This is a genomic window from Gilliamella sp. Choc4-2 (assembly GCF_001690355.1).
Classification (GTDB): domain Bacteria; phylum Pseudomonadota; class Gammaproteobacteria; order Enterobacterales; family Orbaceae; genus Gilliamella; species Gilliamella apicola_A.
The window spans coordinates 44,981-62,049 of sequence record NZ_LZHG01000033.1; the positions used below are offsets into that span (position 1 = coordinate 44,981).

General features: G+C 32.5%; 16 protein-coding genes and 1 riboswitch. Of the genes, 11 read left to right on the top strand and 5 right to left on the bottom strand.

The window, feature by feature from the left end; genetic code table 11:
* Nucleotides 1-306: 306 nt before the first annotated feature.
* Both pssA and ydiK read right to left on the bottom strand, forming a co-directional pair.
* Nucleotides 307-1,662 carry a CDP-diacylglycerol--serine O-phosphatidyltransferase gene (pssA, locus tag A9G34_RS04780; protein ID WP_034945130.1) on the bottom strand — a complete coding sequence of 452 codons (1,356 nt, stop codon included), beginning with the start codon at nucleotides 1,660-1,662 and terminating at the stop codon, nucleotides 307-309.
* A 158-nt stretch (nucleotides 1,663-1,820) separates the two neighbouring features.
* Entirely contained in the window at nucleotides 1,821-2,873 is a 1,053-nt protein-coding gene (gene ydiK / locus A9G34_RS04785) for an AI-2E family transporter YdiK (protein WP_034945133.1), read from the bottom strand.
* 105 nt (nucleotides 2,874-2,978) lie between these two features.
* Between ydiK and eco the strand changes: the two genes are divergently transcribed.
* The 8 genes from eco to A9G34_RS04825 all read left to right on the top strand — a co-directional run bounded on the left by eco (nucleotide 2,979) and on the right by A9G34_RS04825 (nucleotide 10,598).
* Nucleotides 2,979-3,467: a serine protease inhibitor ecotin gene (gene eco / locus A9G34_RS04790; RefSeq protein ID WP_034946071.1), complete on the top strand. Its 489-nt coding sequence runs from the start codon at nucleotides 2,979-2,981 to the stop codon at nucleotides 3,465-3,467.
* Between the two features lie 327 nt (nucleotides 3,468-3,794).
* Complete coding sequence (locus tag A9G34_RS04795; protein WP_034945136.1) at nucleotides 3,795-4,904, top strand: extracellular solute-binding protein; 1,110 nt, start codon at nucleotides 3,795-3,797, stop codon at nucleotides 4,902-4,904.
* A 100-nt stretch (nucleotides 4,905-5,004) separates the two neighbouring features.
* Nucleotides 5,005-6,141: a putrescine ABC transporter ATP-binding subunit PotG gene (gene potG, locus A9G34_RS04800; protein WP_218055674.1), complete on the top strand. Its 1,137-nt coding sequence runs from the start codon at nucleotides 5,005-5,007 to the stop codon at nucleotides 6,139-6,141.
* Between the two features lie 279 nt (nucleotides 6,142-6,420).
* Nucleotides 6,421-7,332, top strand: a complete 912-nt coding sequence (locus A9G34_RS04805) for an ABC transporter permease subunit (protein ID WP_065569142.1) — start codon at nucleotides 6,421-6,423, stop codon at nucleotides 7,330-7,332.
* Entirely contained in the window at nucleotides 7,333-8,334 is a 1,002-nt protein-coding gene (locus A9G34_RS04810) for an ABC transporter permease subunit (RefSeq protein ID WP_218055675.1), read from the top strand.
* A 107-nt stretch (nucleotides 8,335-8,441) separates the two neighbouring features.
* Nucleotides 8,442-8,618, top strand: a riboswitch (FMN riboswitch).
* A 171-nt stretch (nucleotides 8,619-8,789) separates the two neighbouring features.
* Nucleotides 8,790-9,434, top strand: a complete 645-nt coding sequence (ribB, locus tag A9G34_RS04815) for a 3,4-dihydroxy-2-butanone-4-phosphate synthase (RefSeq protein WP_034945139.1) — start codon at nucleotides 8,790-8,792, stop codon at nucleotides 9,432-9,434.
* A gap of 486 nt (nucleotides 9,435-9,920) precedes the next feature.
* Complete coding sequence (locus A9G34_RS04820; protein WP_034945141.1) at nucleotides 9,921-10,262, top strand: DMT family transporter; 342 nt, start codon at nucleotides 9,921-9,923, stop codon at nucleotides 10,260-10,262.
* A gap of 21 nt (nucleotides 10,263-10,283) precedes the next feature.
* Nucleotides 10,284-10,598, top strand: a complete 315-nt coding sequence (locus A9G34_RS04825) for a DMT family transporter (RefSeq protein WP_034945144.1) — start codon at nucleotides 10,284-10,286, stop codon at nucleotides 10,596-10,598.
* Nucleotides 10,599-10,806: 208 nt separating this feature from the next.
* On the opposite strand, the gene A9G34_RS04830 is transcribed toward A9G34_RS04825, so the two are convergent.
* Nucleotides 10,807-11,409 (bottom strand): peroxiredoxin C, encoded by a 603-nt coding sequence (locus A9G34_RS04830; protein ID WP_034945147.1) that lies wholly within the window; start codon nucleotides 11,407-11,409, stop codon nucleotides 10,807-10,809.
* A 140-nt stretch (nucleotides 11,410-11,549) separates the two neighbouring features.
* Nucleotides 11,550-12,848: an ATP-dependent RNA helicase SrmB gene (gene srmB / locus A9G34_RS04835; protein WP_065569144.1), complete on the bottom strand. Its 1,299-nt coding sequence runs from the start codon at nucleotides 12,846-12,848 to the stop codon at nucleotides 11,550-11,552.
* A gap of 473 nt (nucleotides 12,849-13,321) precedes the next feature.
* On the opposite strand from srmB, the gene trmA reads away from it, so the two are divergent.
* The 3 genes from trmA to A9G34_RS04850 all read left to right on the top strand — a co-directional run bounded on the left by trmA (nucleotide 13,322) and on the right by A9G34_RS04850 (nucleotide 16,840).
* A complete protein-coding gene (gene trmA, locus A9G34_RS04840) occupies nucleotides 13,322-14,419 on the top strand; it encodes a tRNA (uridine(54)-C5)-methyltransferase TrmA (RefSeq protein ID WP_051825145.1) in 1,098 nt (365 codons plus the stop codon).
* A gap of 350 nt (nucleotides 14,420-14,769) precedes the next feature.
* On the top strand, nucleotides 14,770-15,456 hold the full coding sequence (locus A9G34_RS04845; RefSeq protein WP_034945150.1) for a heavy metal response regulator transcription factor: 687 nt from the start codon (nucleotides 14,770-14,772) through the stop codon (nucleotides 15,454-15,456).
* A complete protein-coding gene (locus tag A9G34_RS04850) occupies nucleotides 15,443-16,840 on the top strand; it encodes a heavy metal sensor histidine kinase (RefSeq protein ID WP_065569063.1) in 1,398 nt (465 codons plus the stop codon). The genes A9G34_RS04845 and A9G34_RS04850 overlap by 14 nt, the downstream gene beginning before the upstream one ends.
* Here the strand turns inward: A9G34_RS04850 and A9G34_RS04855 are convergent.
* Entirely contained in the window at nucleotides 16,833-17,033 is a 201-nt protein-coding gene (locus A9G34_RS04855) for a YaeP family protein (protein ID WP_034945155.1), read from the bottom strand. The two genes, A9G34_RS04850 and A9G34_RS04855, sit on opposite strands and share 8 nt — an antisense overlap.
* Nucleotides 17,034-17,069: the final 36 nt, after the last annotated feature.

A 17,069-nucleotide genomic window follows, 5' to 3' on the forward strand; every position in this document is an offset into this window, starting at 1 on the left:
TTATTGTATTTATCTGATGTCTTACCTTTGAATAATCTTTTGAGTACAGTTCCTAAATAATATTTCTTTCTAAAAAGAAAGTATTATTGCAGCTATAGTGTAAATTAAATTACTTATTGTTTAGTTTGTCGTTATTCATAAGTTTTTATAACTTACGAAAACCAAGAGTGGTTGGTATTAGTAAATCATTTTTATTAATTAATTTTTTTAATAAACTTCCATTATAAAAATAATGAAAGTTTATTCTTAATAGGGAATTGTAAAATATTATATTTGTTGGTAATCAAATTTATATTTAGATTGATTTTATAGTAACCGTTTGATAATTCTGTCTATTTTAACTCGGCTTAACCGTTTTATTAATTTATGTACATGATTAGGATAAAATTGACTGGCTTGAATTTGTTGAAAATGGTTAACTAAAATTGTCTTTTCCCGAATAGTATTGAGCTCTTTAATGAACTGATCCTTTAATTCCTGTTTAGGATCGTGGACTAAAATTCCATTTTCCAGATCTAAACGCCATGCACGAGGATTAAGGTTATTACCGGTAATTAAAACCCATTGATTATCTACCCAAATGCCTTTAAGATGATAAGTTTGATCTGCATCTTTCCATAATCGTATAATAAGTTGTTCTTTATCAATAAATGTCTGTAAACGCTCAATAAAATTTCTTAAATTGATTTCGTACAAATAAGGTAATCCACCAGAAATATTAAAAGGTTTTTCTTCGGGAATGTAAAAGTCATTTGCTACTTTATCCCCTACAATGATTTCAACTTGACGTCCTTTTCGGAGTAGTCGAATAATATCACGCACCAAAATGTTAGGTAAATTGAAATAAGGAGTACAAAAAATCACTTTTTGTTGCGTAGAATTAATCAAATGGCGAATAATTTTATTGAGTGAGTTATTTCGTCCAAGCCCCGAAATAGGTGAAACTGAAAGTGTTTGATTATTTACCTCATTAGTGTATTGATAACTAATATTCGTAAGATGCTGGCGTAAAGCTCTAATTTCAGGCTTAATCTGTTTCCGTGATTTGTGTTTTTCCACATCCAATCGTTGGATTGCTTCAAACGGTAAAAAATTGCTATTAATATATTCTACCATACTATTGGCAAGTACTTTATTGGTAATTAAATGATAGCGATCGTATCGATATTTATTAAATTTATGTAAGTATACATTGTTGATGCTTGCACCACTATAGATCACTGTGTCATCAATAATAAACCCTTTAAGATGAAGCACACCAAGAACCTCACGGCGATTTACTGGCACGCCAAAAATTGGAATGTCAATATTTGGGTTTTCTTTTTTTAATTGATAATAATATCTAGCATTGGTCTTAGTTTTTTCTTCGCCAATTCGTCCTCGTTGTGCTCTGTGCCAATCAACGAACACTTTAATATCTAAATTCGGACGTTGTTTTTTAATTTGATAGAGTGCGGCAAGTATTTCACTTCCTGCTTCGTCTTGTTCTAAATATAATGCAACGATATAAATACGGTATTGCGCATTATTGATCGCATCAAGCAATGCAAGATGATAAGCTTTAGGATCAAATAAAATGCGATATTTATCGGCATCCTGTGAAATTTTTGGTAGCTCATCAAGCTGTTTTTGGTGATTATACTTTATAAATGGTATTTGCATAATTCTTATATCATTATGACTGGTTTAATTTGTAGAATAACATAAATTACACCAGAAAAATAATTCTCCTTTTAATATCAATGTAGAGATATATCTATTGTTGTCAACGAATTAAATTTTATAGTAATTGTTAAAAACTTTAGTTGATGATAATTTTTTTAAGATTGCTCATCAACCCATGTTTGAATTATTTTATAAGTTAATGCCAATACAACAGGTCCTATAAATAACCCCATAATACCAAAGCCAAGCAGACCGCCAATCACCCCAAATAAGATTAATAAAAATGGCAGATCAGCTCCTTTTTTAATTAAATAAGCACGCATTACACTATCTAATGTAGTTAAGATAATGGCAACTATAATTAGTATTATGCCTGAGATTGTATGTCCATTCCAAAATTGCCAGATGATACAGCCAAGCATAACTACTACAGGGCCAATTTGGGCTACACAACAAATAAATAATATTAAAGTTAGTATTCCAGCTATCGGTATTTTTGTTAGAACGAAACTTAATCCACCAATTAAAGCCAAAGTTATAGCAGTCACTACGACGCCTAATGCTACTGCCCTAATTGATTGTCCCGCTAAAGTAATAGTGATTTCGCCATATTGCTTAGATAGGCGGTTAGCAAATAAATAAACATACTTTGCTATATTCTCGCCTTTTAAAAAAAGCAAAAGACTAAATATAATCATTACTCCTGCATGAAAGATAAAAATACCAATATTTGTGGCTTGTTCAATGAGCCATTTTATCATTGTTCCAATATAAGGTTGTGCTTTGGTAATGAGATCTGAACCATCAGTCTTAATGAGATCTAACCATTTTTGATGTAACTCACTTCCAAATGTCGGTACATTTTCCAACCAATCAAAAGTCGGCAGCTCTTGGTGGGAAAGTGTCCTTACCCATTCGATAAGATAGTGCCCATTTTTAGCAACGCTGCTAATAATCAAAAGAAAAGGTATTACACAAACAATGGCTAAAATTAATGCCATTACTAATAGCGACAACCATCGTTTATTGAAAAGTTTTTGTTGAATCTTTATCATTAATGGCCAAGTAGTAATTACGACCATTACAGCCCAGAAAAAACCAAATAAAAAGGCTTCAACAATGCGGTAAGTGATTATAATAAATAATCCTATTAATAAGAGATTTAAGATTAATTTCAATAAATCGTATGTTTTTTTTTCGGTTGACATTTTTTTTCCATAATATTTAATCTATACAGTGCTATTATACGCATTGTAGTTATAAAATCATATGGGACTATATTAATGAAATATAATATTATTGGGAGTAATAAAATGAAAAAATTAGCGTTAATTATGTTTATGGGGATAGCTTTATCAGCCTGCTCAAACACTTCTAAATTACCACAAACAGTGCAAAGTATTAATGATGTTGCACCTTATCCAGAAGCTTCAACAGGTTATACGCGTTATGCTATTCATCTGCCAAAGTTAACAGATGAAAATAGTGCTAAAGTTGAAGTTTTAGTCGGTAAAGAAATGAATGTTGATTGTAATTTTTCGCATTTAGCAACAACCTTAAAGCAGGAGGAGTTAAAAGGTTGGGGGTATAATTATTATGTTGTTGATAAAGTCTATGGTGAAATTTCGACCTTAATGGCTTGCCCAGTATCAACGAATAAAAATCAATTTGTTACTGCTAATCTTAGTTGGTTAGATTACAATAGCCGTCTACCTATTGTGCTTTATGTGCCAAATGATTTGCAAGTTAAATATCGTATTTGGCAGCCAAATGCAAAAATTTTGCAAGCTAATGCCGAATAAAATATGAAAATTTATTGTTAATAGACTACTAAATAAGAGTTGAGAGACTAAAATATAGTCAATCAACTCTAAATTTTAAGATTTTTTATATTTTATGTAGACATCTTTGAAAAAGAAGGTATTTTATCCCACGTAATGCAAGGTTAATTCTAATTATTTTTGATTTAATTAATAACTAGTAATTGCTTGCTTACCTAGGTTTCACCATACTATATTTTTTCATAAACTATATTGATATTGGTAAAATTTGGGGGGGTTCATTGTGTCTTTTCAATGGGCTTGTGTTTGACATGTAATATCCCTATAACAATAGGAGAAGTGGTGAGCATGTTTACTCAACGTAAAACAATTCTTTCAATTCTTGCTGGTGTTTCATTAGCATTATCTCAATCAGCTATAGCTAAAGATCGTGTTGTACATTTTTACAATTGGGCAGGTCAAATCGGTTCTAATACTATTTCTGATTTCGAAAAATCAACAGGCATCAAACTTGTTTATGATGTGTATGATTCAAACGAAATCCTTGAAGGTAAATTGATGGCGGGCCATTCTGGGTTTGATGTGGTTTCACCTTCTGATAGTTTTTTAGCCAAACAAATTAAATCAGATGTTTATTTACCGTTAGATAAAAGCAAGTTACCAAATTGGAAAAATCTTGATCCAAATTTAATGAAGTTAATGGCAACGCATGATCCTGATAATAAGTATGCTATCCCTTATGTATGGATGACAACAGGTATCGGTTATAACATTGATAAAGTTAAAGAACGTTTGGGCGAAGACGCACCAGTTGATAGTTGGGATTTAGTCTTTAAACCAGAAAATATGGAAAAATTAAAAGATTGTGGTGTGGCATTTTTAGATGCGCCAACTGAAATCTTTGCAAGTGCACTTCGATATTTAGGTAAAAATCCAAACAGTACTGATGTTAAAGATTATACTGGTGCTGCTTATGAGTTGTTAGAAAAAGTGAGACCAAATATTCGTTATTTCCATTCTTCACAATATATTACTGATTTAGCAAATGGTGATATTTGTGTCATTTTAGGTTGGTCTGGCGATATTTTACAGTCACGAGATAGAGCTAACGAAGCAAAAAATGGTGTGCATATTGGTTATCAAATTCCAAAAGAGGGCGCATTAGTCTTCTTTGATACCTTTGCTATTCCAAAAGATTCAGAAAATCCTGATGAAGCGCATGAGTTTTTAAATTTTGTCATGAAACCTGAAATTGCCGCACAAGTCACCAACGATGTGAATTTTGCTAGCGCCAATAAAGAAGCAAATGACAAATTTGTAAAACCAGAGGTGAAAAACGATCCTGCTGTTTATCCAAAACCAGAAGTGATGGAAAAACTATTCACTTTGCAGGTTAAAGATCCTAAACTTGAACGCGTAATTACTCGTACATGGACTAAACTTAAAACTGGTAAATAGTCGATATTTTGTATATCGAATTTAGATAATAATTCTAGACGGATAGGTTATTTAGCCTTTCCGTCTCGTTTTTTTGGCTTGTTGTTATGAGGGAAATAGAGTGAACAATAAAACAACAAATCAGGTGCAGCCTAAAAAAAAGATGGTAACTCCACTGTTGGAGATCAAAAATTTAACTAAAGTTTTTAATGATGATTATTATGCTGTTGATGATGTCAACTTGACTATCTACGCTGGTGAAATTTTTGCTTTATTAGGTGCGTCAGGTAGTGGTAAATCTACATTGTTACGAATGCTTGCTGGCTTTGAACAGCCTACATCAGGGCAAATTATTCTTGATGGTAAGGATTTATCACAAGTTCCGCCTTATGATCGTCCAATTAATATGATGTTTCAATCGTACGCTTTATTTCCTCACATGACGGTTGAGCAGAATATTGCCTTTGGTTTAGAACAAGATGAATTAGATGAGGATGAAATAAAACAACGTGTTGATGAAATGTTAGCCCTTGTGCATATGGAGCAATTTGGTAAACGTAAACCGCATCAATTATCTGGTGGGCAAAGACAACGTGTGGCACTAGCTCGTAGTTTGGCTAAACGTCCAAAATTGTTATTACTTGATGAACCTATGGGGGCACTTGATAAACAGCTTCGAGATCGAATGCAACTTGAAGTGGTTAGCATTTTAGAGCAAGTGGGCGCAACGTGTGTGATGGTAACTCATGATCAAGAAGAGGCCATGACCATGGCAGGGCGTATTGCCATTATGAATAAAGGCCAATTTGTACAAATCGGTGAGCCTGAAGAGATTTATGAACACCCAAATTGCCGTTATAGTGCTGAGTTTATTGGTTCGGTAAATGTTTTTGATGGTATTTTGCAAGAAACGCAAGAAGATGGTTTGATCATTAGCTGCCCTATGATTAAGCGTCCATTAAAAGTCGATTATGATTCGCCAGCGGTTGAAGGTGTGCCAATACAAGTTGCACTACGCCCTGAAAAAATTAAATTATGCGACGAAATTCCAGAAGACGGCTACAATCTGGCAACTGGTGAAGTGGTCGAAATTGCTTATCTTGGGGATCTATCTATTTATCATGTTAAATTACCAAGCGGGCAAATTATCATCGCTCAGCTACAAAATGAACATCGTTATCGTAAAGGCATGCCAACTTGGGGTGACATAGTTAACTTAAGTTGGGAAGTTGATAGTTGTGTTGTGCTTACTGAATAAACAAAAAAGGATATCATAATGCGATCCATTGTATTAGGATTGTTGTTAAATGCATTTGTGTTGCTCAATGTTTATTGGCGTTTTGTAACAACAGGTGCCTTTGACAATTTATTTTTAGATGCGCTATTTACCGCAATGACATTGAGCTTTTTATTGTCATGCTTGGGGTTATATTTAGCAAATTATAAACCTTCTAAGTTTGCTTATCGGCTGATTATTGCTGGTAGTATATTGTTTGTTCCTGCTGGGCTTGTGGCAATTTATTTTGCCTATAAAAAAATGCAGCAACAACGTTCAGATACTGACCTGATGACACTTTATGGGCGTTTAATTGTTATTGCCATTCCTTATTTATGGATGTTATTGTTATTTTTATTACCATTTTTAATTGTCTTTAGAATTAGTTTTTCTGAAAAAATCTTTGCCATTCCTCCTTATACTGATTTATTTAGTTATGATGATGGGTTACTAAATATTGCTTTGAACTTTGGTTATTATATTAACTTAGTTAATGACAATATTTATTTTGATTCTTATTTAGAATCATTAAAAATTGCGGCTATTTCAACCATATTATGTATTTTAATTGGTTATCCATTAGCATGGGCAATTTCAAAATGTAAACAATCGACACGTAATATTCTGTTATTATTAATTATTTTACCATCTTGGACATCATTTTTAATTAAAGTTTATGCGTGGATCGGTATTTTAAATCAAGAAGGTTTGTTAAATCACTTTTTAATGTGGTTAGGGGTTATTGATCAGCCACTTGTGATTATAAAAACCTATTTGGCTGTTTATATTGGTATTGTGTATTCTTATTTACCGTTTGTGGTATTACCGATTTATACTTCATTAAGTAAAGTCGATTCGACATTAATTGAAGCCGCATTAGACTTAGGTTGTAAGCCAATTAAAACCTTTTTTAAGATTATTGTACCACTCACCAAAAATGGCATTATTGCTGGCGGTATGCTAGTGTTTATTCCAGCTGTTGGTGAATATGTGATACCTGAATTGTTAGGGCCTTCTCGAAGTATTATGATTGGTACGCAAATTTGGACTATATTCTCTCGAGATACTGATTGGCCTGCAGCAGCTGCAGTTGCGACAGTTATGTTGTTGATTTTGATAGTGCCAATTTACTATTTCAATAAATTTCAAAACCGGCAAATGGAGGGTAAATAGATGAATGATTTACCTGTTATTTTGCGATCTTCTGTGATTGTATTTATCTCATTTTTATTAGGCTCGTTATTACTATCGGTACTGATTAGTTCGGCTGGGTTAGATTTACTTACCAATACAAGCTTATATGTCAACAGTTTAATGTTTAGCCTGATTGTGACAGTGGTTGTGACATTAGCACTCATTTTCCGATGCCTTAAAGGGCTTATTTTATTGGTGGCATTTTCGTTTTTATATATCCCAATGATTATTCTAATTGTTTATTCATTTAATAGTTCTCGCTTAGTTACAGTATGGGCTGAATTTTCAACTAAATGGTACTTTGTGCTAATGCATAATGAAGAATTATTTAAAGCTGTAGGTTTGAGTTTAGCAATTGCCGTGTGTGCTGCGACTTTTGCAACAGTATTAGGTACTCTTGCCTCTTATGCTATTGTTCGCTTCAAACAATTTAAAGGCGCAAATCTGTTTTCATTTATGACAACAGCCCCACTGGTTATGCCTGATATTATTACGGGCTTGGCATTATTGCTTTTATTTGTCGGTATGGGGCAGATTCTTGGGTGGCCAAAAGATCGTGGTGCAATTACTATTTGGATGGCACATACTACATTCTGTATGGCTTATGTGACCGTAGTTATTAGTGCAAGGCTCCGCGAACTTGACAAATCAATTGAGGAAGCTGCTTTAGATTTAGGTGCTAATCCATTAAAAGTGTTTTTTATTATTACATTGCCTATGATTGCGCCCGCATTAGTTTCTGGTTGGTTATTAGCTTTTACTTTATCACTTGATGATGTAGTGATTGCTAATTTTGTAACGGGGCCTGGAGCAATGACATTACCGAAATTAATCTTCTCTAAAGTAAAATTAGGGGTCGATCCGCAAGTTAATGCGCTTGCAACAATTATTTTATTGATCGTTGGAATTATTGGGTTTATTTCATGGTTATGGATGCGTAAAACGGAACGACGTAAAATAAATGAAACTGGTATGCATTAACAAGTTGCACTTTCTATTTTTGCCGCACTTTGCGGCAATATTTCGTTTAAAAATCCCCGTGTTTTTTTTATCATTTTGTATTATAGTGTGATTTGCCAATTTTTTGGCAAAATTCTCAGGGCGGGGTGTAAATCCCCACCGGTGGTATAGCCCACGAGCGCTTAATTTGTCTTGTTAACAATGATGATTTATTTATTGTTCGGTTAGTTTTGATAGGTTAAGGTCAAGCAGATTTGGTGAAATTCCAAAGCCGACAGTTAAAGTCTGGATAAAAGAGAGTTGCTTATCTTTCCAATATTTGCTGAAAGGCAAAGCCATGCTGGTCAAGCACTGCCCTGATTCTGGTATTTTATTTATTTGTACTTAATTAATTTAATAGCTAAATAGTATCACTGCTAAACGGTTAATTAAGTAAATAATGAAATGGGCAAGTTAAAAAAATATAGGTATTTACCATGAATCAGTTTAATTTAAATGAATTTGGAACGCCGATTGAGCGTGTCAAAAAAGCGATTGCCTCTATTAAAGCAGGTCAAGGTGTGCTCGTGTTAGACGACGAAGATCGCGAAAACGAAGGTGACATTATTTGGGCTGCTGAGTCAATTACCCCTGAACAAATGGCTATCACTATTCGTTATGGTAGTGGCATTGTTTGCTTATGTTTGCTACCAAAACATTGCAAACAATTAGATTTGCCTATGATGGTTGCCAATAATACGAGTAAAAATAATACAGCATTTACCATTTCCATTGAAGCTGCTGAAGGAGTAACGACCGGGGTATCGGCCACAGACCGTGTAACAACAATTAAAGCGGCTATAGCTGATAGTGCTAAGCCAAGTGATTTAAATCACCCTGGACATGTGTTTCCATTAGTCGCTAAAGAAGGGGGGGTATTGGTTCGGCGTGGTCATACTGAGGCATCGATTGATTTGGTCACATTAGCCGACTTAAAACCTGCTGCCGTATTGTGTGAGTTAACTAATGATGATGGAACAATGGCAAGGGCACCAGAGGTCGTTCAATTTGCTAAAAGATATCATATGCCAGTAGTGACTATTGAAGATATTGTTGAATATCGGAAATTACAACTAAAATAGTAATTTTAGTCATATTTTGCAGATAATGAGTGAAATATGGCTAAATTAATTAACTTATTTAACATAATTGATTTTATAAATTTAGCTAAAATTTCAATTAGCTATTATTCTATTAGCAAATACAATGAAATCACATACTAACAAATATGAAAGTCAAATGGCAGGAACTAGCCTAATCAATATATGGCAAAGCGGTTAAGTTAATACGTGATATATTGATTAATAAAGATTTTAATCTTGTCATTTATACTTCTCCATTATAGAATTGTTCAAGTAGTGGATAAATAAAAATAATACAGTGTAAAGATATTTTAGATAGTATTGGTGTCTTAATATAAAAAGAGCTGTCTTTTCTACACATAAACATTTAGATCTTACGGTGGCAAATAATTTGTTTGCGAACCATCTTCCTTTTATATAGGTTAATATCGCTAAAAGAGCATAATCAAATAATAAATGTAAAAAAATAAATATAGTGGGGTAGCAATGTTTAATATAAATAAGATTTTTAGCATAAATAAAGAATGGGCATTTGTGATCCTAACTTGCTTTTTTGAGTTGTGTTGGATTTTGGGGTTTAGCACTGCAACGGAACTTTGGCATTGGATTATTATTGTGATCCTAATCATTATTGATTTCACACTTCTTACGAATGCTTGTAAAACAATTCCAACTGGTACCGTTTATGCCATATTTTCTGGTGTTGGGGCTGTTGGTTCAGTGGTCATCGATATGTTACTTTTTGGAAAAGAAATAAAATTGATGCAGATTTTCTTTATTGCTTTAATCATTATTGGTTTAGTGCAACTTAAACGCACAGATAGCTGATGAACGATAATAGAGGTAAAAATGGGGTGGTTATTAATATTGACAGCATCTATTTTTGAAGTAACTGGTGCTGTTGGGCTGAAACTATATGCACAGAAAAAAAATTTTTATAAACTAGTTTTATATTGGGGAGGTTTTTTTGTTTCTTTTATATTATTTTACTTATCACTTCATTATCTTGAGTTGAGCATTGCCTATCCGGTATGGGTTGGTCTTGGAACGTCGGGAGCCGTACTGGCCAATATGCTATTATTTAATGAACCTAAAAATCCTTCACGTTTATTTGGGCTTGGCATTATTATTGTTGGTGTTGTTGGCTTGCATATGACAATGTAATTTATTATTGCATTTAAGAAACTAATTCTACTGTAGGTTTAACTATATAATTGAAATAAAAAACCCTAAAATTAAATTTAAAGTTTTGTTAACTTAATTAGTAAAATATTGCAGTTAATTTATAAAAAAACCGGAAAATATCCGGTCATTAATAGGCTATGTGGTAAAATGATTTTTAAACTTTAAATTAATTTAATTATTTGTTTGTTTATAAATCATTCGCATGTTGCTTAAGGAAGTTCGCCACGCCGTTAGGATTGCCTTGCATTCCTTGTTTACCTTTAGTCCATTGTGCTGGGCAAACTTCACCGTGTTCTTCATGAAATTGGTATGCATCGACGATACGAATCATTTCATCAATGTTACGACCAATTGGTAAATCATTGATGGTTTCGTGACGAACAATACCTGACTTATCAATAAAGAAGGATGCGCGTAATGCAACACCAGCTTCTGGGTGTTCAATTCCATATGCTTGCATAATTGAATGTTTAACATCTGCTACAATTGGGAATTTTACTTCACCAATTCCACCTTTATCTTGTGGTGTGTTACGCCATGCGTTATGCACATATTCAGAATCCATTGAAATACCAATAACCTCAACCCCACGCTTTTTAAATTCTTCTAAACGATGATCAAAAGCGATAATTTCTGATGGGCAAACAAATGTAAAGTCCATAGGCCAAAAGAAAACAACAGCATATTTTCCTTTAATATGTGTTGCTAAATTAAAATTATTAACAATTTCACCAGAACCTAAAACAGCTGCTGAAGTAAAATCTGGGGCTTTACGAGTGACTAATGTCATGGTATTTCTCCTAAAAAATCTATAAAATAATACTAACAAAATTGCAAGATTATTATAACAATTAAAAACAATAGTCCAATTCATTATGAACAATCAATTGTATAAGTTTAAACTATTAAGAAAACAATTATTCTTCGAAATTAATTATTAATTCTTCGTTTCCCTTTATTTTTTTTATCTCGCAAGCGCTCTTTTACTTTTTTCTTATTCGCATCAGATTGCTTGTTTGCTTTATTTTTTAGTTTCGCCTTTTGTGATAGTTTTTTCTTAGTGACTAGTTTTGGGGCTTTAGTTTTTGGTTTCAATCCCTCAATAGTGCGCAATTTAATTGGCTCTTGAATGTAACGTTCAATTTTTTGTAATAATGGATTATCATGTGCTTCAACAAGCATTATTGCTGTACCCTTTTTTCCTGCGCGTGCTGTTCGACCTATGCGATGTAAATAGACATCAGCAGTTCTAGGAGCATCAAAATTAATGACATGACTAATATCATCAATATCTATTCCTCGAGCTGCTACATCTGTGGCAATTAAAACATTAACTACATTGTTTTTAATTCTTTTTATTGCTTCATTACGTTTAGCCTGAACCATTTCACCCTCTAGGTAACAGCTATGTATCCCTGCTTGATGAAGTAAAGTTACTAGCTCATGTACACGTTCCCGCTTACGTACAAAAACAATGGTTCTCTTTACCTCTTCTTGTTTTAGCAAATGGCTTAACAGCGCAACTTTATGTGTTAGATCATCAGCACGATAATAAAATTGTAAAATTTTTTTTCGTTCTTTACGTGATGGCTCAGCTTTAATTTCAATAGGATCGTTCAAAATGCGTCGAGCAAAATTTTCTAAACCTTCACCTTCAAGAGTGGCTGAAAATAACATTGTCTGTTTACGCCAGCGAGTTTCAGCAGATATTGTTTCTACATCTTGCGAAAAGCCCATATCTAACATGCGATCAGCTTCATCTAAAATGAGTATTTCAACAGCTCGACAGTCGAAGTTTTCTTCTTTTATATATTGTAATAACCTACCGGTTGTTGCAATAACGATATCTTGGTTTTTACTAAACACCTCTGCATGATTCATATAAGCTACGCCGCCAGTAATAGTTGCTATGCTTAAATGTGTCGATTTAGTCAATAATTTAGCTTGTTCAGCAATTTGCATAGCAAGCTCACGAGTTGGAGTTAAAATCAAAATACGGGGAGGACCAGGTTTACGGCGTGGAAAATCTAATAAATGTTGAACAGCCGGAATTAAAAAAGCTAACGTTTTGCCTGTACCTGTTGGTGCTGAACCTAAAATATCTTTATCATCTAAAGCAGCAGGAATGGTTTGTGCTTGAATAACGGTTGGTATCTTAATGTTTTGTAGTTGAAGATTTTGAATTAAAATATCATCTAATTCTAAGTCAGAAAAAGTTTGTTTTGTCATAGTAATCTTATTGTCAAAAATTATTTGACACATTATAACCACAAAGGCTATAACTACAATCATTATCCCTGCAACTACTATCACTTTGATTCATTAAATATCGTCGTATTGTTATTATTAGAACTACTGTAATGCCTATTGCCTATTTAAATATTTTTGTGAAATTAAAAACTTTTTAAATTACTTTTAAACAATCAATATATTTTTTATTAATTTATTATCTAAATTATATTTTTCATTAATCATTAATATATGTATGAATAACACTTTAATATAGTGTCTGGACTTATCATCATTCTATGTTTGTGATAGAATCAATTGAAGCCAAGCGCTAGTGAATGATATATTGTCTATTTCATCTTTGAGTTGTTTGGATTATCCACAAAATATTCTAATACAAATTTTTATTAGATATTGGTTAGATTTTTATATTTGACTATTTTCCCTTTTATATTAACAATCATATAATTAAAATGACTGAATATTTCTTGAGCAATAAGTATAACCAACAATTAGAAGATAAAAAAAATTATTTAATAGCATTATTATCGGAGTTTAATCTGCCTGATTTAACAATATTTTCATCTCCGATTAATCATTATCGCATGCGCGCTGAGTTTAGAATTTGGCATAATGGTGAAGATATATATCATATAATGTATGATAAAAACACGAAAAAGCGTGTAAGAATTGACAATTTTCCAATTGGGACTAAACTGATTAATCGTGCTATGCAAGCAATTTTACCACTTTTAAAACATAATCAATTACTTCGTCATTTACTTTTTCAGATAGATTATTTTTCCACTTTAAGTGGTCAGCTATTAATTACACTTTTGTATCACAAGAAATTAAATGATGACTGGATTGTTGAAGCGAATAAATTGAAAAGTCAATTGGCTTCAAAAGGAATCGATGCAAATATTGTTGGGCGAGCTAACAAACAAAAAATTGCAATTGATGTAGATTATATTGATGAAGTTTTACCTGTAATGGGTAAAAATTTGATGTATCGGCAAGTTGAAAATAGTTTTACTCAGCCTAATGCTATTGTAAATATTAAAATGTTAGAATGGGCGATATCAGTGACGAAAAATTCAACAGGAGATCTGCTTGAATTTTATTGTGGTAATGGTAACTTTTCTATTGCGTTAGCCCAAAACTTTCGTAAAGTATTGGCTACCGAAATTGCTAAAGCATCGGTTTATTCTGCTCAATATAATATTGTTTCTAATAATATTGATAATCTTATTATTGTGCGTTTATCTGCGGAAGAATTTACTAGTGCAATTAAAAAAGAAAGAAAATTTAAACGGTTAAATGGTATTAATTTGGATGATTACCAATGTAATACAGTACTAGTTGATCCACCTCGTGGAGGATTAGATTTAAATACTATTAATATATTAAAAGATTATCAAACAATCATTTATGTTTCTTGTAATCCTCATTCTTTATATGAAAATTTACATTATCTAACCCAAACACATGTTATTAAGCATTTTGCATTGTTTGATCAGTTCCCTTATACAGAACATATGGAAATAGGGATAGTATTATATAAAAAGTAATTTAACATCATATTTAAATTGAAATGCTTTTATTAAATAGGGATAGTTAGGAAATAATTAATATTGTTTCATGTATATTTGCGATTTTAAGTAAAAAAAAACCCTAGATAAACTAGGGCTGCATTAAATTGCAAGGAATGGATGAAAGGAAATAAAACAATGAAACAATAATGTCTAGCCTCATGAATCATTGTGTGGATACTATAACAAATAAATCTAAACTAATTAATGACCAAAACATTACAAAATAGTCATTAAATTATCATGAATGAATTTGTTCTCTTCGTATATCATATAACAGTGTTATATCAGTTCGATAATCTGATAGGTCAGCAAAGGGAATATTCAAAATGAAATTATTAGTTGTTGAAGACGAGCAAAAAACAGGAGAGTATCTTCGTCAAGGGTTAGTTGAATCTGGTTTTATTGTCGATCTGACTAAAAATGGTTTAGATGGTTATCATCGGGCCATGACTGAAGATTATGATTTAATTATTTTAGATGTAATGCTACCTGATATTGTTGGTTGGAAAATTGTAAAATCGTTACGTGAAGCAGGTAAAGATACCCCAATCATGCTCCTAACTGCTATGGGGAGCGTTGAGGACAAAGTGAAGGGGCTTAATCTTGGTGCGGATGATTATTTAGTTAAACCTTTTTCATTTGCCGAGCTATTAGCTAGGGTAAAATCATTATTAAGGCGAAATGTTCCACAAGTAAATAATTATCAATTAAGTATTGCAGATTTGGTAATGGACTTACCTAAACGAACTGTAATACGTTCTGACAAAAGAATTGATTTGACTAATAAAGAATTTTTATTGTTAGAATATTTTTTACGTTATCCAGGTGAAGTTTTACCACGCTCTTTAATCGCTTCGCAAGTTTGGGATATGAACTTTGATAGTGATACCAATGTTATTGATGTGGCGATTAGAAGATTACGCAACAAAATTGATGCTGGATTTGAACCAAAACTTATCCATACTGTTCGTGGTATGGGCTATAAAATAGATGTATTGGATGAAGCAGAGTAAAATAATTTCATTTCGTTTACCCCTTATTGTTTGCCTACTAACATGTGGGCTACTTTACTGTTTTAGCTATTTAATTGAAAGATCATTTGAAAAATTTTCGATTAGGCAGAATGTCACAGAGTTAAATTCTGTGATTACCTCAATTGAACGTGAGTTATCTTATTATTCTCCCGATGAAAACCATGATGAATTTATACAAAATCTTCTATTAATTCTGACTGGTCATCATCAATTATTTGCCTATATTCTTGATGACCTTGACAAGGTTGTATACCGAACTCGTGGTCCTAACCTATCGATAGCATTAACAAAAGATCAGTTAGAACATTTAATTACGAATAAAAGTAGTGAGATACAGAATATTGATAAATCCTCTTATCGTATAGCTGCATCGAGAGTAATGATTGAAAAAGGTAAACAATTTACCCTGATAGTTGCTGTTCGCCGTGATCTACAAATTGAGTTTATTGGACGATTAAGAAACGGTCTAGGCTTACTTATTATTATATCTTGCTTCATGGCATTAATTGGTTCATTTATCAGTATCTATTTTACGCAAAAACCTATTAATCATTTGATTAAAAAAATTGAACGTATAAACTTAAAAAGTCTTAATTATCGCATTTCTACTTCATCTGTTCCTGTAAAATACGTAAGTTTAGTTGGGGCATTTAACGATATGCTTAATCGCGTAGAGGATGTGTTTCATCGTCAGCGTAATTTTACGGCTGATATTGCTCATGAAATGCGAACACCAATCACTAATCTAACTACCCAAACGCAAATAGTGCTTAGTAATGCTAGAACGACAAACGAATATAGAGAAATTTTATATTCTAATCTAGAAGAATATGAAAGAATGTCACAAATGATATCTGATATGCTTTTTTTGGCACAAGCTGATAATCGTCAATTAATGCCTAATTTAATCGATATTAATTTACCTAATATGATCATGATGGTCTGTGACTATTTTGAGCCACTAACCGATGAAAAAAATATCCTATTTAATATTGAAGGCACATGTTCACATATTCAGGGTGATAAATTGATGTTAGGAAGAGCAATTAGTAATATCTTATCAAATGCGATTCGTTATACACCAATTAATCAAATTATAACTATAACTTTAGGTCAAGCAACCGAAAATCGCGTTAAATTGATCATATCTAATCCGGGTGAAAAAATTGATAGCAAACATTTACCTCACCTATTTGATCGTTTTTATCGTGTTGATAAATCCAGAAATCGTAATGACAGTTCAGGTGCAGGGATAGGGCTTGCGATTGTTAAATCAATTATTGAAACGCATAAAGGCTCAATTACAGTTGAGTCTGATGATAAGTCTACACGTTTCATTATCATTTTGCCTACAGTTATTTAACCTCATAGTCACTAATTAATAGATTAGCTGCCGCATAAGCAGCTTTATTTTTTATCTCTTGTGGAATTTGTTCGTTGCGAACGACTTCATCTAAAATTTGTAGAACCACGCCTAAGGCATCATCAATATAACCCAATTCATTATTACTAATTTGAGCATATTTCTCGCAAATAAGAGCACTATATTTATTCATTAAGTCGATTCCTTTTTATTTTAAAAATGATTTTAA

Excerpts from the sequence above, each read along its gene's own strand:
- A9G34_RS04855 (WP_034945155.1), bottom strand. The coding sequence starts at position 17,033 with ATGAATAAATATAGTGCTCTTATTTGCGAGAAATATGCTCAAATTAGT.
- A9G34_RS04825 (WP_034945144.1), top strand. The coding sequence starts at position 10,284 with ATGGGGTGGTTATTAATATTGACAGCATCTATTTTTGAAGTAACTGGT.
- A9G34_RS04810 (WP_218055675.1), top strand. The coding sequence starts at position 7,333 with ATGAATGATTTACCTGTTATTTTGCGATCTTCTGTGATTGTATTTATC.
- A9G34_RS04795 (WP_034945136.1), top strand. The coding sequence starts at position 3,795 with ATGTTTACTCAACGTAAAACAATTCTTTCAATTCTTGCTGGTGTTTCA.
- A9G34_RS04805 (WP_065569142.1), top strand. The coding sequence starts at position 6,421 with ATGCAGCAACAACGTTCAGATACTGACCTGATGACACTTTATGGGCGT.
- ydiK (WP_034945133.1), bottom strand. The coding sequence starts at position 2,873 with ATGTCAACCGAAAAAAAAACATACGATTTATTGAAATTAATCTTAAAT.
- A9G34_RS04845 (WP_034945150.1), top strand. The coding sequence starts at position 14,770 with ATGAAATTATTAGTTGTTGAAGACGAGCAAAAAACAGGAGAGTATCTT.
- pssA (WP_034945130.1), bottom strand. The coding sequence starts at position 1,662 with ATGCAAATACCATTTATAAAGTATAATCACCAAAAACAGCTTGATGAG.
- srmB (WP_065569144.1), bottom strand. The coding sequence starts at position 12,848 with ATGACAAAACAAACTTTTTCTGACTTAGAATTAGATGATATTTTAATT.
- eco (WP_034946071.1), top strand. The coding sequence starts at position 2,979 with ATGAAAAAATTAGCGTTAATTATGTTTATGGGGATAGCTTTATCAGCC.
- A9G34_RS04820 (WP_034945141.1), top strand. The coding sequence starts at position 9,921 with ATGTTTAATATAAATAAGATTTTTAGCATAAATAAAGAATGGGCATTT.
- ribB (WP_034945139.1), top strand. The coding sequence starts at position 8,790 with ATGAATCAGTTTAATTTAAATGAATTTGGAACGCCGATTGAGCGTGTC.
- A9G34_RS04850 (WP_065569063.1), top strand. The coding sequence starts at position 15,443 with ATGAAGCAGAGTAAAATAATTTCATTTCGTTTACCCCTTATTGTTTGC.
- A9G34_RS04830 (WP_034945147.1), bottom strand. The coding sequence starts at position 11,409 with ATGACATTAGTCACTCGTAAAGCCCCAGATTTTACTTCAGCAGCTGTT.
- trmA (WP_051825145.1), top strand. The coding sequence starts at position 13,322 with ATGACTGAATATTTCTTGAGCAATAAGTATAACCAACAATTAGAAGAT.